The 14,696-nt window shown below is 64.6% G+C and carries 15 protein-coding genes; 7 read left to right on the top strand and 8 right to left on the bottom strand.

The features are described 5' to 3' along the window. Positions 1-30: 30 nt before the first annotated feature. Positions 31-717 carry a DUF1345 domain-containing protein gene (locus J4G43_RS51220; RefSeq protein WP_063980020.1) on the bottom strand — a complete coding sequence of 229 codons (687 nt, stop codon included), beginning with the start codon at positions 715-717 and terminating at the stop codon, positions 31-33. Positions 718-931: 214 nt separating this feature from the next. Then, the gene (locus J4G43_RS51215; RefSeq protein ID WP_028149141.1) at positions 932-1,855 is read right to left on the bottom strand and encodes a polyprenyl synthetase family protein; all 924 of its coding nucleotides are present in this window, start codon (positions 1,853-1,855) and stop codon (positions 932-934) included. Positions 1,856-2,016: 161 nt separating this feature from the next. Between J4G43_RS51215 and mtgA the strand changes: the two genes are divergently transcribed. The 3 genes from mtgA to J4G43_RS51200 all read left to right on the top strand — a co-directional run bounded on the left by mtgA (position 2,017) and on the right by J4G43_RS51200 (position 3,822). After that, positions 2,017-2,691: a monofunctional biosynthetic peptidoglycan transglycosylase gene (gene mtgA / locus J4G43_RS51210; RefSeq protein WP_208083627.1), complete on the top strand. Its 675-nt coding sequence runs from the start codon at positions 2,017-2,019 to the stop codon at positions 2,689-2,691. Positions 2,692-2,860: 169 nt separating this feature from the next. Then, on the top strand, positions 2,861-3,043 hold the full coding sequence (gene rpmF, locus J4G43_RS51205; RefSeq protein ID WP_028149139.1) for a 50S ribosomal protein L32: 183 nt from the start codon (positions 2,861-2,863) through the stop codon (positions 3,041-3,043). A gap of 143 nt (positions 3,044-3,186) precedes the next feature. Beyond that, positions 3,187-3,822 (top strand): hypothetical protein, encoded by a 636-nt coding sequence (locus tag J4G43_RS51200; protein WP_208083626.1) that lies wholly within the window; start codon positions 3,187-3,189, stop codon positions 3,820-3,822. A 92-nt stretch (positions 3,823-3,914) separates the two neighbouring features. Here J4G43_RS51200 and J4G43_RS51195 read toward each other — a convergent pair whose 3' ends face one another. Further along, on the bottom strand, positions 3,915-4,175 hold the full coding sequence (locus tag J4G43_RS51195; protein WP_208083625.1) for a hypothetical protein: 261 nt from the start codon (positions 4,173-4,175) through the stop codon (positions 3,915-3,917). A gap of 221 nt (positions 4,176-4,396) precedes the next feature. On the opposite strand from J4G43_RS51195, the gene J4G43_RS51190 reads away from it, so the two are divergent. Further along, on the top strand, positions 4,397-6,091 hold the full coding sequence (locus J4G43_RS51190) for a bifunctional diguanylate cyclase/phosphodiesterase (protein WP_208083624.1): 1,695 nt from the start codon (positions 4,397-4,399) through the stop codon (positions 6,089-6,091). A 176-nt stretch (positions 6,092-6,267) separates the two neighbouring features. On the opposite strand, the gene J4G43_RS51185 is transcribed toward J4G43_RS51190, so the two are convergent. Then, positions 6,268-6,636 (bottom strand): antibiotic biosynthesis monooxygenase family protein, encoded by a 369-nt coding sequence (locus J4G43_RS51185; RefSeq protein ID WP_208083623.1) that lies wholly within the window; start codon positions 6,634-6,636, stop codon positions 6,268-6,270. A 97-nt stretch (positions 6,637-6,733) separates the two neighbouring features. On the opposite strand from J4G43_RS51185, the gene J4G43_RS51180 reads away from it, so the two are divergent. Beyond that, the gene (locus J4G43_RS51180; RefSeq protein WP_208083622.1) at positions 6,734-7,204 is read left to right on the top strand and encodes a MarR family winged helix-turn-helix transcriptional regulator; all 471 of its coding nucleotides are present in this window, start codon (positions 6,734-6,736) and stop codon (positions 7,202-7,204) included. Between the two features lie 126 nt (positions 7,205-7,330). Further along, a complete protein-coding gene (locus J4G43_RS51175) occupies positions 7,331-7,630 on the top strand; it encodes a hypothetical protein (protein ID WP_208083621.1) in 300 nt (99 codons plus the stop codon). Between the two features lie 32 nt (positions 7,631-7,662). Here J4G43_RS51175 and J4G43_RS51170 read toward each other — a convergent pair whose 3' ends face one another. From J4G43_RS51170 to J4G43_RS51155, 4 genes are all read right to left on the bottom strand, one after another. Continuing rightward, positions 7,663-10,530, bottom strand: coding sequence for a PAS-domain containing protein (locus tag J4G43_RS51170; protein ID WP_208083620.1), 2,868 nt, complete (start codon positions 10,528-10,530; stop codon positions 7,663-7,665). A gap of 247 nt (positions 10,531-10,777) precedes the next feature. After that, complete coding sequence (locus J4G43_RS51165) at positions 10,778-11,653, bottom strand: GNAT family N-acetyltransferase (RefSeq protein ID WP_166347832.1); 876 nt, start codon at positions 11,651-11,653, stop codon at positions 10,778-10,780. A gap of 95 nt (positions 11,654-11,748) precedes the next feature. Further along, positions 11,749-12,729: an amino acid--[acyl-carrier-protein] ligase gene (locus tag J4G43_RS51160; protein WP_208083619.1), complete on the bottom strand. Its 981-nt coding sequence runs from the start codon at positions 12,727-12,729 to the stop codon at positions 11,749-11,751. Positions 12,730-12,794: 65 nt separating this feature from the next. Then, on the bottom strand, positions 12,795-14,012 hold the full coding sequence (locus J4G43_RS51155) for an acyl-CoA dehydrogenase family protein (protein ID WP_208083618.1): 1,218 nt from the start codon (positions 14,010-14,012) through the stop codon (positions 12,795-12,797). A gap of 358 nt (positions 14,013-14,370) precedes the next feature. Between J4G43_RS51155 and J4G43_RS51150 the strand changes: the two genes are divergently transcribed. Continuing rightward, the gene (locus J4G43_RS51150; RefSeq protein ID WP_208083617.1) at positions 14,371-14,643 is read left to right on the top strand and encodes a phosphopantetheine-binding protein; all 273 of its coding nucleotides are present in this window, start codon (positions 14,371-14,373) and stop codon (positions 14,641-14,643) included. Positions 14,644-14,696 lie beyond the last annotated feature (53 nt).

The following is a 14,696-nucleotide window of genomic DNA, read 5'->3' as shown; positions in this document are numbered from 1 at the left end:
GCCGTCGTCTCGGCACTTGCCGGGATGACGTCAGTTCGAGATCGCGCTTGCCGCGATGTTCACTGTCAGCGCCAGCAACGCCGTGTTGTAGATGAACGACACGATGCCATGCGCGGTCGCGGTGCGGCGGATGGTCTTGTCGGTGATGCCGACGTCGGAGACCTGCGCGGTCATGCCGATCACGAACGAGAAATAGACGAAGTCCCAATAATCGGCGTGATCTTCCTTATCGCCGCTCGGAAACTGCAATCCGCCCGGCGGGTGCCGGTAATAATCATGGGCGTAATGCAGCGCGAAGGTCGTGTGCACGGCGGCCCATGACAGCGCGATGGTGGCGATCGCGATGGTCAACTCCCACGCCCCGCGATGCGGCGTGCCGAGCTCAGACATGATCGCTGCGATGCTGGCGAAGGCGCCGATCGCCGTCACCAGCAGGATCACGAAGCGGCCGTCGTCCTGCATTGCGGCACTGCGGCGGATGTGCTGCTGGTCGTTGCACAGCATCATCGCGTAGACCAGCACGAGATAAACCGCGATCAACGCATCCCAGCCGAACAGCAGCCGCGTCACCAACCGGTGCGATCCCGGCAGCAGTAAGCAGACCAGGATGCCGGCAGCGAGCGCGATAAAGGTGCGCGGCCGCGCATAGATCAGCCGCATCGGCCGCGACATCTTGCGGAAGCGGACGAGGACGGGATCGTCTTTGTCGGTGGCCATGATGGCTCCAGCCCTCTCGCTCAACTCTCGTTGTCGCCGCAGCGGCGGCCTGTTCCCGCGCCCCGCTTGCGGCGAGAGGGTTGGGGTTAAGGGGCGCCTCCGCAAGGACGGTGAGAGCTGGATTCGCGGAGGCTCCCTCTCATCCGATATTCAAGCCGCGCTTGAATATCGACCTCTCCCCGCAAGCGGGGCGAGGTGAAGATCGTGCACTACATCAGTTCTTCCGCTCGGCGACGAAGCGCGCGGCGGCCTGCAGAACGGCGGCGCGGTCGCCGAAGATCGACACGGCGCCGTCGGCCCGCGCGAGCAGGTCGCGCACGCGCTGCTTGGCGCCTTCGATGCCGAGCTGGGTGACGAAGGTGGTCTTACCGAGCGCGGCATCGGCGCCGGCCGGCTTGCCGAGGGCCGCCGCATCGCCTTCGACGTCCAGCAGATCGTCGGCGATCTGGAAGGCCTCGCCGAGCGCGCGGCCGTAATCGTCGAGTGCCTGATATTCCTTTTGCGAGGCCTGGCCGAGGATCGCGCCCGCGATGCAGCCGTAGCGCAGCAGCGCACCGGTCTTCATCTGCTGAATGCGGGCGACATCGATCGGCTCGTTGCCGCCAAAACGGCCTTCGCCGGCGAGATCGAGAATCTGGCCGCCGACCATGCCGCCGATGCCGGCGCAGCGCGCCAGCGCGCGCGTCAGCAGGAGGCGCACATTGGCGTCGCGGTGGATCTCATCGCGGGTGATGATGTCGAAGGCGAGCGTCAACAGGCCGTCGCCGGCGAGGATCGCGGTCGCGTCATCGGTCTTCTTGTGCAGGGTGGGACGGCCGCGGCGCAGGTCCGAATTGTCCATCGCCGGCAGGTCGTCATGGATCAGCGAATAGCAGTGGATGCATTCGAGCGCGGCGCCGGCGAGCAAGGCGGCCTCGCGGGGAACGCCGAATACGGCCGCGCTCTCGACCACCAGGAACGGCCGCAGACGCTTGCCGCCGTTGAGGCTCGAATAGCGCATTGCGTCCATCAGTCGCTTGGGACGGGCGATCTCATCGTGCAGGATGTCGTCCGCCAGCAGGCGTCCAAGCAGGGCTTCGGTGTCATCAGCGGTCTTGTCCAGGCGTTTGGCGAAATCGGACGGGGACGTGCCGGTCATCAAGAAGGGCTCCAGAACTAAAATTCGGCGGGACAATCCTTTATGCGCCCGCCCCAGTCAATCGTTTGGAAGGCCTAAAAAGTGCTGGAAAAGGCCCGAATTATCACAGACTTAATGGCGGGATCCGTGGCCGCGTTTCATTTTGCGCCGGAAAGGTCGATTTGCGCATCGTCAAGATCCTGCTGGTAGCGCTCGTGGTCGTGGCTCTCGCGCCCTACGTGATCGCGCCGTTCTACCGCACCGGCCATCCCGTTTCGACGCTGATGGCCTGGCGGTCGCTCCGGGGTGCGCCGATGCATCGGGAGTGGATTGATCTGGCCGCGATGTCGCCCTCACTGCTGCGATCGGTGGTGGCGGCCGAGGACGCCCATTTCTGCAAGCATCATGGCATCGACTGGGGCGCGCTGCGCGAGGCGATCGACGATGCGAAGGAGGACGGCACGCCATTCCGGGGCGCCTCCACCATCACCCAGCAGGTGGCAAAAAACCTGTTCCTCTGGCAGGGGCGGGATTTCGTCCGCAAGGCGCTGGAATTCCCGCTGGCGCTGTGGATCGATCTCGTCCTGCCCAAGGCGCGAATCCTCGAGATTTACCTCAACATCGCCGAGCTCGGTCCCCAGGGCCAGTTCGGGGTCGAGACGGCCAGCGCCTATGCCTTCGGCAAATCGGCGGCCAACCTCTCGCCCCGGGAGGCGGCACTTCTGGCCTCGATCCTGCCCAATCCGGTCAAACGGAGCGCCCGGACCCCCGGGCCTGGCATCCGGCGGCTGGCGGGGACCTATGTGGCGAGGGCGCAGGCGAACTCGCTTTTGACCTGCTGGCGGGAAATTCGCTGATTTTGGGCCCTTTTCGGACGTATTTTCCGGTCCAAAAGCCTAGATTTACGGCCAGCCTTCCTCTATAAGCCCGGCCTTGATCGGCATTCAGCTCGCCTCGGTTTGCGGGTGCTGAGCCGTCCCCTCGCGGACGATGCCCTGACAACACCAATCCCTAGAGGATATTGAAATGGCCGTTCCGAGAAGAAAAACCTCGCCGTCGCGTCGTGGCATGCGCCGCTCGGCAGACGCCATCAAGAAGCCGACCTATGCGGAAGACAAGGACTCCGGCGAGCTCCGTCGTCCGCACCATCTCGACCTCAAGACCGGCATGTACAAGGGCCGTCAGGTCCTGAAGAAGAAAGAGTCCTGAGTTTAGGACCTTTCTCCGGGCAGGATCATTTCGCCTGCCTGATTTCGGCCACCCAATGAGATATGACAATGACGGCGGCGGAGCTAATGCTTCGCGGCCGCATTGTCCTGTCCGGATATCTTGATCGAGAAGGCATTTCGCCGATGGTCGGTTTCCCGCTGCTCCTGATCCCGCTCGCGGTCTACAACATCATCGCCTTCCTGATGCCGTCCGTGTCCTTTACGGACGTGCTGTTCAAGGTGCCGATGATCACGGGCGAGACCTGGCCGGTCACGCTTGCCGACGTGATGCTCGCGCTCGGTATCGTGTTGCTGCTGTTAGAGGTGGTCAAAGGCGCGCGGCCCGGCTCGAAATTCCTGATGGATCATCTGCTGTCGCTGATCGTGTTCGGTGCTGCCGCGGCCGAATTCGTGATGTGGCCCAAATTCGGCAACTCCACCTATTTCCTGCTGGTGCTGCTCGCGATGGCCGATTTCCTCGGCGGTATCGCCCAGCGCACGCGCCGCCGCGTCACCTATGTCGCGGAGACGACAGTGCCGGCGCCGCGCAAGGCCAAGCGCCAGGCCGAAGCGGCAGCGGACGACGCGGCGCCCGAACCCAAGTTCGAGCCGGTGTTTGCGCCGGCGGTGCCACCCGCGCCTTCAGCGCAGTCGGTCGCCGAATCCGTGCTGAAGGATCATCCCGCGCCGAAGCCGGTGACCCCGCCCTCGCCGGAAATTCCCTCGCCGGATTTGCAACCGGGCAACGGCACGCCGCCGTCTCCCGACGCGCCGCGCTGATCGTGAGTCGCCGCCGCAATGGCGGTGCGCTCCCTCTCCCCGCAAGCGGGGCGAGGTGAAGGGCACCACCTCTCTCAGCAAATTCGTCGTGCTTAAGCCACCTGCCGCGTGCGCGCGGTGACGCTTCCGAGCGGGCGCTTGCCGCCATAGGCCGTCTGCGCATCTTCGGAAGAGGCGCGGCGGAGCCGGCTGGCCTGGGGCAGGTGCTCCGCATTGGCGATGAGTTGGGTGACGAAGCTCGGATCGGGACGGGGCAGCGGCGCCTTGTGGACCCACTGCAACGTCGGCAGCAGCGGCACCAGGGCCGTGCCCGTGCCGTTGTCCGTGCAGTCCGATCCATCAGTACTTAACATCGCAATCACCGTTGATCCGGCGAGGCCTGTCGCGTTTCGAGACGCTGGCGCCGGTGCGTGTCATGTACTCGCAAGGCCTATGCCGGCCGGGCCGGTTTGGTTCCGCGGGCCTGCGAAACATGGTTTCCAAATTGTTTATGAACTTTGCCTAGAGTCGGAGTCGAATCTGGCCGTATTCTGTGCCGACTCAGGACTCCCTGCTGTCCCGAAACGAGGCGAATTTGACCCCTACATTGCCGCAAGCCTCCGACATCCTGGCCGCTCTTGGTCAGGCCGTTTTCGCCTGGGACATCGCCAGCGATTCCATCGTGTGGGGTGAGCAGGTCGCCAGCGTCTTTCCCGGCATCCCGCCCGAGCGGCTCGCGACTGGCGCCGAATTCGCCAAGCTGATCGAGCCCGCGCAGACGCTGCGGACCGCCGCGCTGGCGCAGACCTCGCCGGTGCACGGCGCCGACGGCACGCCCTACCGGGTCGAATATGGCGTGCGCATGAGCGCCGCCGATCCCGTGGTCTGGATCGAGGAGACCGGCCGCTGGTTCGCCGGCCCCGATGGCCGCCCGGTGCGCGCGATCGGCTCCATCCGCATCAACAATGAGCGTCACGCCCGGGACGAGGAGCTGACCAAGCTGGCTCAGCTCGATCCGCTGACCGGCGAGCTCAATCGTTCCCACCTGATCGCGGCGCTGGCCGAGGCGATCGAGGAGACGACCCGCTTCCGCTCGACCGCAGCCTTCATGCTGGTCGGCATCGATCATCTCGCCCGCGTCAACGACGCTTTCGGCTTCGATGTCGCGGACGCCGTGATCCTCGACGTGGCCAAGCGCATCCGCGCCCGCCTGCGCGGCGGCGACGTGCTCGGCCGTTTCTCCGGCAACAAGTTCGGCCTGATCCTGAAGAACTGCACCGTCGATGACATGAACGTCGCCGCCGAGCGCTTCCTTGCCGGCATCCGCGACGAGGTGGTGCCCACCAAATCCGGCCCGGTCTCGGTCACGGCGTCGATCGGCGCGGTCAGCGTGCCGCGCTATGCCCGCAGCACCGACGAGGCCGTCAATCGCGCCCATGAGACGCTGGACGCGGCAAAACAACGCCGCGTCGGTTCGTTCGCGGCGTGGCGCCCGGATGCCGCGCGCGACGCACAGCGCCGCGTCAACATCCGTGTCACCGACGAGATCGTCACCGCGCTGAACGAGCGCCGCATCAAGCTCGCCTATGAGCCGGTGGTCTCGGCCGCCTCGCGCGACTGCGCGTTCCACGAATGCCTGGTGCGGATGGACCAGGGCGACGGACAGGTGCTGCTCGCGCCCGACATCGTGCCAGTCGCCGAACGGCTCGGCCTGATCCGCCTGGTCGATCACCGCGTGCTCGAGCTCGTGGTCGCCGAGCTCGCGGCCGCGCCCGACATCTGCCTCAGCCTCAACATCTCGCCCGATACGACGATGGATCCGGACTGGTGGGCTGGAATTGAGTCGCTGATGCTGGCCCACCCCGGCGTCGCCGAGCGGCTGATCGTCGAGATCACCGAGACGGTCGCGATCCAGGACATCGATGACGTGCGCGGCTTCGTCACGCGGCTGAAGAATTTCGGCAGCCGCATCGCCATCGACGATTTCGGCGCCGGCTACACCTCGTTCCGGAACCTGCGCAAGCTCGGCGTCGACATCGTCAAGATCGACGGCGCCTTCGTGCAGAACATCACCCGTTCCGCCGACGACCGCGCCTTTGTGCAGACCCTGATCGACCTCGCCCGCCGCCTCGACATCAAGACGGTCGCCGAGTGGGTGCAGGACGAAGAGGCCGCCGCCATGCTGCGCGACTGGGGCTGCGACTACATCCAGGGCCGCCTGATCGGGCTCGCCTCAGCCGACCGCCCATGGGGCACGCCGCCGGACAGCGCACTGCCTGCTGCGAGCTGAGACATCGTAGGGTGGACGAAGCGGCTTGTCCGCCGTAGCTCGAAGGGCGAAGGCGGAAGCGCGCCCACCCCTCGTGCCACATTCCTCCGTCATTGCGAGCGCAGCGAAGCAATCCAGAATCTTTCCGCGGCGGCAGTCTGGATTGCTTCGCTGCGCTCGCAATGACGATGAGGCAGCTACGCGACGCAAATACCGGGTACCGCGACCTTCTGGAACAGATGCGGGCTCGCGACTGCGGATGTGGGGTAGGCGGCAATCTTTGCGCGGAATTCCGGGTGGGTGAAAGCGGCGCGGAAATGCGCGTTGGATTCCCACACCGCGTAATTCAGATAGGTCGGGCTGTCGCCGACGGCGCGGTGAAGGTGGGTGGAGATGAAACCGGGCTGGCGCTTCATGAAGGCGGCGTCGTCCTGCCACGTCTTGAGGAAGCCTTGCTCATCCTCGGCGTCGAGCGTGAACACGTTGACGAGCACCACGGGGCCGGTTTCGAGCGCGATCTGACGGTCGATCGGGAAGGCAGGGTCGAGGGGACGCATGCGGGGCATGATATTGCTCCGGTCAATTTGGTATCATAATGTCAATTCGACAGTCCCGGATATAGACAATTGACATCATGATGTCAACACGGATCAATGGTACCAAATGACCAAGACGAAGCGGACCCCGGCGGGCGAAGCCCTGACCGGCCTCATCCTCGACCTGTTCCGCGCCAACAGCCTGCTTCTGACCGCTGGCGATCGGCTGGTGACATCGCTCGGCCTCACCAGTGCGCGCTGGCAGATCCTGGGAGCGATCGCCGACGCCGAGCGCCCGGAGCCGGTCGCCTGGCTCGCCCGCAATCTCGGCGCCAATCGCCAGAACGTGCAGCGTATCGTCAACGACCTCGAGCGGGATGGTCTTGTCGTGTTCGAGACAAACCCGCATCACCGCCGGGCGCAGCTTGTGGTGCTCACCGACAAGGGCAGGCAGATCTACGATGCCGCCGGCCGGTTGCAGGTCCCGTGGGTCAACGGCCTTGCGGATGGATTGTCGGTCAGGGATATCGACGTGGCCCATCGCGTCGTGACCGCACTGCGAGCCGGTCTGAAAGACGCCGGTGAAGCGAACGAGTAAGCAAGCGAGGCGCCGGGGGACACGAGGCGTACATCGTGTGAGCCCATTTCGGACTCAAATCCGCCGCCGACTCAATCGATGTATCCAAATGCGGTTGGAGGCATGTCCTGAGTTGGGGAATTTGCCATGAGTGATGAAGATTTAATGCGTCATAAGAGACAGAAGCTGATTTCCACTGCCGAAGATATCGTGCGTGATGAGTCTTTCGAACTCTTGTCGCAGCAGCTCTGCGAAGGCGCTAGCTTTTCGGACGATGAATCCCCGTCGAACGACGTTCTTTTGCTTCTTGAGGAGAATGCGCGGCTTCGTGCGCTTGCCATCAGCCTTTCCAGCCTGGTCGGAGACCTCTCCGAACGGGAGTGGAGCAATGCGCTCGCATCGGCCGATCGTGCCACGCTCAATCGCCTGAGGTCGTGTCGGGCGTAACGATAGAGAGAGCGGCGAGGTGAAGCGGAGCGTCACGCCACGCGCCTGACCGCGTTCAGTCGCTCGATCGTGCGTCCGACCTCGGCTGCCGGGCACGGCCTGCCGAAATAATAGCCCTGGACTGCGGTGCAGCCGCATTCGCGGACGAAGTCGAGCTGCTCGATGGTCTCGACACCTTCCGCTGTGGTCTCGACGCCGAGCACGGAGCCGAGGCTGGCGATGGTGCGGACGATGGCGACGCTCTCCGGGCTTTCGCCGAGCGTGCCGACAAAGGAACGGTCGATCTTGATGCGGTCGAACGGAAACTTGCGCAAATAGCTCAGCGAGGAATAGCCGACGCCGAAATCGTCGAGGCTGACGCGCACGCCAAGAGCGCGGAGCTGGTGCAGGATCTCGATCGTCGCCTCGCTGTCGTCGAGCAGCGCTGTCTCGGTGACCTCGAGCTCGAGCCGCTCCGGCGGCAGGCCGGCTTCCGCAAGCGCGCTCGTGACCATCACGACCAGTCCGCGCGAGCGGAACTGCACCGGCGACAAATTGACCGCGACAGTGACATCGGGCCAGGACGCCGCGGTCGCGCAGGCCGTGCGCAGCACCCATTCGCCGATCGGGACGATCAGCCCGTTCTCTTCCGCGAGCGGAATGAATTCGGCCGGCGAGACCAAGCCGCGCGAGGGGTGTTTCCAGCGCAGCAGCGCCTCGAAACCGGTGAGCTCGGTGGTGTCGAGCCGCACCTGCGGCTGGAACACGAGGTGAAATTCGCGTGCTTCAAGCGCGCTACGCAGATCGTGCTCCAGCGCGTGCCGGCCGCGCGCCTGTTCCTCCATCTCGGGCTCGAACAGCTGGTAGGCGCCGCGGCCCTTGGCCTTGGCCTGGTAGAGCGCGAGATCGGCGCATTTCATCAGCTCGTCGGCATCGAGCCCGTGATCGGGCGCGATCGCGATGCCGACGGAAACGCCGACATGGATCGACTGGCTTTCCAGCGGCGGCGGGTGGCCGATGATCTCGACCAGGCGGCGGGCGAGCCGTTCCGCCGATTGCGGCTGCGGTCCGCGCTGGAGAACGGCGAACTCGTCGCCGCCGAGGCGGGCGACAGTGTCATGCTCGCCGACATTCTCCTTCAGCCGTGACGCGACCCAGCGCAGAAGCCGATCGCCGGCGGCGTGGCCGAGGCGGTCGTTGACCGTCTTGAAATTATCGAGGTCGAAGCACAGCACGGCCATCGCTCCGCCGGCGATCGCGACCTGGTTCAGTCCCTCGCCCATTTTCTCGCGGAACAGCGTGCGGTTGGGCAGGTCGGTGAGTGAATCGTGCTGCGCCATGTGCGCCACGCGGGCCTGGGCCTTGTGGCGCTCGGTGACGTCCTCATAGGTGACAACCCAGCCGCCGTGCTCCATCCGCTTGTGATTGAGCTTGATGATGCGGCCGTCGTTCAGGTGACGGTGCAGCGTGTGTTCGCCCTCGCGCAGCCTTTCGACATAGTCGGCATAGATCCTCGCGGCGGTCGTGTTCGGATGGATGCCGAGGTCGCAGCTATGCTCCATGATCTCGCGCATCGAGACGCCGGGCTTCACGACATCGGGCGACAGCCCATACATCTCGATGTAGCGGCGATTGCAGACGATGACGCGCAGGCTCGCATCGAGCATGCACAGGCCCTGGCTCATGTTGTTCAGCGCCGCGTCGAAGCGGCGGTATTGCTCGCTCAGCTCTTCGATCGCGCGCTCGCGGTCGGTGATGTCCTCGTAGGTGGCGACGAAGCCGCCCTCGGGCAGCGCGCAGTAGCGGACCGAGATCACGGTGTCGTTCGACATGCGCCGGCGCATCGGCGAGGAATCGTGGTTCGCGATCCTCGCGCTGGCGGCTTCCAGCAGCTGTTGCGGACTGTATTCGGAAGTGAACGCCCCGTTCACCATCGACCGCTCGATCAGCTCGCCGAGATGCGTGCCAGGCCTGGTTTCCTCCGGCGACAGCCGATAGATCTTGCGGTAGGTGGTGTTGCAGACGCGCAGGCGCATGTCGCTGTCGTAGAAGGCGAGCCCGTGCGCCATGTTCTCCAGCGCCGCATCGAGGATGAAGTTCTGTTGCCGCAGCGCTTCTTCGTACTGCAGCCGCTCGGTGACGTCCTCATGCACCGTCACCCAGCCGCCGTCGGGCAGGAAGCGGCACACCGCCTGCACCATCCGTCCGTCATAGCGCATCACCAGCAGGGTCTTCGCCTTTCTGCTGCGCACATCCTCCAGCCTGGCGTCATGGAACTCGTCGGCCGACATGCCCGGCTGGTTGCCGCGCGACATCCAGTGTTCGATCACTGAGCAATGCGAGACGCCCGGCTTCACGATGTCGGGGTCGAGATTGTAGAGGTTCAGGAACCGCTCATTGCAGACGACGACACGGCTGTCGCCATCGTACATGATGAGGCCGTGCGACATGTTGGCGAGCGCGTGCTGGCTGCGCTCCGTCTGCACGCGTAATTCCGCCTCGAGCCGGGCGAGGCGGCTGACGTCATCGCAGATCGTCATCCAGCCGCCGCCGGGAAGCGGCTTCAGCTCGAGCGCCATGACGAGTCCGCTCGCGAGTGTCTGTTCGGTGCGGAACGGCTTCCCGCCTGCGATCTGCGCGATTCGCTTCGTATACAGCGCGTCGATCTCGTGTTGCGGAAAGTTGCCGCGCGCCGCGCTGTGTGCGAGCACCTCGCGGTAGCTCGTGCCGACATGCACGATGTCGGCCGACATGTCGAACAGCGACAGATAGCTCTGGTTGACCAGCACGATCCGGTTGTCGGCGTCGTAGACGCAGACGCCCTGCTCCATGTGATTGAGCGCAAGCTGGCTCAGCCCGACGAGGGCCTGCGGGCCCTCTGCGTGGCGTGCACCAAGCTCGTTATCGCGGATCGGCGTCATGGGATCGACGGGTCTCGGCGGGCAATGGACCTAACGCAACGTAATTCAGCCACTGAGCGTAGCGAAGAGGCGGGAAAATTCCCTTAAGCGCAGTAGTTTACGGAGGGTGACCGGGGATGCGTAGAGTGTGTGTCGGCGCGCGAATGCGGAAGTGCCTGCAAGCCAGAGTTGGCCGAGAGCCTGCAACAAATCAGGTGTCGTCCCTGCGTTCGCAGGGACGACAGCGGATGTTTGGGTCGAGTGTCCCCTACGGCCCGTACAGCACGAGCTCCGTATCCGTGAGGTCGCCGAGCTGCGGCCGGTGCGGACCCTTGAAATACTTGCGCCCGCGCCGCTCGGTGTAGATGCCGGCGAGGCCGGGAATCGGGCCATTGGAATCGATCGCCACCGAGATCTTGCCGAGTCGCAGCAGCAGCCGGCCGATGCGGCCTGCGCAGGCGGCGTATTCGGCGGCGCTGCGGCAATAGATCAGCTTCATCGCGGGCGGTGCGATGAAGCCGCGGCGGATGCGCACCGGCTGCAGGATGAAGGGGAACGTCCCCTTCGGCGTGCGGCAGACCAAGCTGAGGCAATTGTAGCGGGCATGCCGCGTGAGGAGCTGCGTCTCGTCGTCGGTCAGCCCTTCGATCGCCTTGGCGTGCTGCGAGATGACCTCGATCTTGCTCCAGCGCGGAGGGCGCGCGAGTGCAGGAACGGAGAAGAAGATGCCGTGGCAATAGGCACGAAAGCCCTGCGTCTCGATGATGGGCCAGGTCCACGGTGCCGGGCTGATGTTGAGATAGGTGACATCCTTGTGCCGCTGCGCGATCTTGGTCAGCAGCGGGGCGTAGTTGCGGTAGGCCGGATCGACATACCAGCTCGACAAATTGCACTGGATGCCGGTCTCTTCGCCGTGCTTTCGCGCCGTGTAGATCAGCAGCAGCACGCCGACGGGCGCGCCGTCATTGTCGAGCATGTAGCCGAAGCGCGGATAGCCCTCCGGCACGGGCCGGAAGGCCTGCCGGCGTAGACCCTGAATCCAGTAATTGCGCGAGCGGCCGACGAAGCCGCGCGTCAGCAGGTCCGCGACCGCATCGACGTCGGCCTCGGTGATCTCGCGGCATCGGACCTTGGTGTGGATCACGCTCGTTTTACCCGTGGAAATGGGAGGCCTCGTTCGCTCTATCGTTTCAGCACGATCTTTTCGGAAAACCGCCCCGCACTTTTCCGGATCATGCTCTAGCGCCAGCCTTCACCATGGGCATCGGCCGTGGCTAACGGCTGCATGCCCATGATCTCCCGCACCTTGGCGGGCCAGGCGGCGAGATCCGTGCCGTGGGTGTGGAACATGGCGACGGCCAGGCGGTCCATGCCGAAGGCGACGCAGCCGGTGTGGGCCGGTTCGCCATTGGCGTCCTGGATGCCCCAGGTCGTGCCAAAATGCTCGCGGTGATAGTTGAAGCTCATGCAGGCGGTCGGCTGATCCTCCGAGCGGAGCGGGATCAGGAGCTCGAACTTGAGCTGCTGCTGCTTCTGGCTCACCGCCTTGATCTGGCCGACGCGGCCGAAGAAGGGGTCGCTGGCATAGTCGACGCGGAAGGTCAGGCCGAGGTCGCGGGCGATCGCCTGCGCGCGCACCATCCAGCGCTCGCGGAAATCGGCGACGTCGTCGGGGCTACCGATGCAGACATATTCGCGCATCCGGAACGATTGCAGCCGGTCGAGATGTTTCGACGGCTCGCGGCGGAAGCAGTCGGCGGCGACGTCGAAGCGCAGGCCGCCCTTCGGCAAAGCTCCGCGGCTCGCTGCGATCGGATAGACCGGGTAGCAGGCCGCGGGCGACAGCACGAGGTCGGCCGGCGAGAGCGATGAAGTCCAGTCGCCGCCGGCATCGAAGCGGCTCACCGCCGCGTTGATCTCGCGTTCGGTGCCGTGCAGGCCGCAGACGCAGCCGAGCAGGTTCGGAAAGCTCTTGAGATAGCCGGATTTCTCGAGCTGGGCCCGGCTCATCACCGGCGGAAAGCGCATGACCTCGGTGCCGGTCTCGCGATGGTTCGTGATCAGCGCGGCCAGCCGCTCGACGACGCCCTCATAGAGCGCGGTGCGGGCGTAAACGCCGTCCGAGCCCATGGGGTGGAATAGCTTGTCGGCGAGATGATCGAGCGGATCTGCGATTTGCGGCGCGGTCTCGGGCGAGCTGGGGAGAACAGCAATGTTCATGTTCGACTTCCTGCTATCTGAAATTGTTCTTTTTGGCCGAAAGGCACGTCAGTCGCGAAGGCTTTCTAGTCCCGAAGGCTTGCCGGAATGCCGCTCATCAGCGTCGACGTGGCGGCGTTGGCGAGAATGCGGTCGTTGTTGATCATGATCGGTGAGGACAGCACGTCGCGCAGGTGGCGGCCCATGGTGAACTCGCCGTCGTTGCGGTAGCCGGAGAGGCCCGCGGTGCGCATCGCATGCATCACGGTCTCGACCGCGAGCTCGGAGGCCTGCACCTTCAACAGCGTGATCGAGGACTGGAAATCGAGCGAGCTCAGCGCGCGCTCGTCATGCTCGGCGCGGGCAAAGGTGTCGACATTGGCTGCGATCAGCGCGCGCAGCTTGGCCAGCGACATCTTCGCGGCCGTGAAATGCGCCGCGGCCGGCGGCATCTGGCCGCCCGAGGTGCGGGCCGCCTTGCGAACGAAAGCCTGCGCACGGGTCACCGCCGCAGCAGCGATGCCGGCCCAGGCCGAGGACCAGCACAGATGCGCGAACGGCGTCATGGTCTGGGCATGGATCTTGTCATAGGATTCCGGGAAGATGCGGTCGGCCGGGCAATCGACCTTCAGCTCGAAACCGGTCGAGCAGGTGCCGCGCATGCCGAGCGTCTCCCAGCCCTGCGTCTGCTTCAGCGAATAATCGTCCTTGGCGAGCGCCAGCAGAACCTGGTCTGAGGCGGCGGCCTCGGTGGCGCGGCGGGCGATGGTGACGAGGCCATCGGCCTCCGCACCGTAGGAGATCACGGTGGCGTCGCGCACCAGCGAGACTGCGTCGCCGGCGTGGTCGACTGCCGCGGCGCTGGCGCGAATGTTGCCGCCGTTCTGGCCTTCGGTGGTGGAGGAGGCGAGCAGCCACTGGTCGCGGGCGACCCGGCGCATCATCGTTTCCATCCAGGGGATGCCGTGGCCATGCCTGATGACACAGGCGACCTTGGTCGTGTGCATCGCATAGATCATCGCGGTCGAGGCGCAGGCGCGCCCGAGCGTGTAGCAGATATCGGTGACGTCGTAGATCGAGGCACCGAAGCCGCCGAACTCGACCGGGATCATGACGCCGAGCAGTTTCTGCTCACGCGCGACCTCGAAAGCCTTGTGGGGGAAGCGGGCGCCGCGATCGATCTCGTCCGCATCGGCAGCCGCCGCAGCGGCCGTCCGGGTAGCGCGTTCGATGAGGGAGGGGCCGTGTTCGAGAAAGCTCGTTTGCGTTTCGTCGACAGTGAGGACTGCTTCACGCACGTTCATACTCGTCCGCCTCCGGTTTGCCGTTCAGGATCGCCGGCATCATTCGCGATGCCGTGCAAACGATCCTCCGACCATTTTGCTTGTGAGACGAGGCTACGGATTTAATTCAAATTCGTCGATGAAATAGAGGGTAAACAAACCGCAATTCCCAACGAACAGTTAAGTTCGGGTTGTTCGCATCGCCGACAATTCGGCGATCGCGTTAGGGATCTGGAAGAACTCGGAATTCCAGACAATCTGAGTCATCGTTTACTAAGAAAGGCGAAGTAATGGTGGCGCCCATTGTGGGATCGGCCCGTCGCGCCCATCGTAACCGGCAACCGGTCCGACCGTTGAATAGACAGATGGGAATTTACCGATGCAGGCCTTCGATACCGACGTGCGCGATCGCATCATCAAGCTGGTGAAGGGCATCCTCGAGCAGAACGCGCTCACCGCGGACATCACGCCACAGGCGGAGCTCGTCGATGCGGGCTTGACCTCGATGGACATGGTCAATCTGATGCTCGGCGTCGAAGCCGAGTTCGACTTCACCATCCCGCAGTCCGAGATTACACCCGAGAACTTCCAGTCGGTCGAGACGCTGGAGCGGATGGTCGCGACCCAGCTGCAGCTGGCGACTGCGGCTTAATTAGACGTACCTATCTCTCCCCGGGTCGTCCCTGCGAACGCAGGGACCTATAC

Source organism: Bradyrhizobium barranii subsp. barranii (assembly GCF_017565645.3).
Lineage (GTDB): Bacteria > Pseudomonadota > Alphaproteobacteria > Rhizobiales > Xanthobacteraceae > Bradyrhizobium > Bradyrhizobium barranii.
This window is presented reverse-complemented; position numbering and strand designations above follow the sequence as displayed.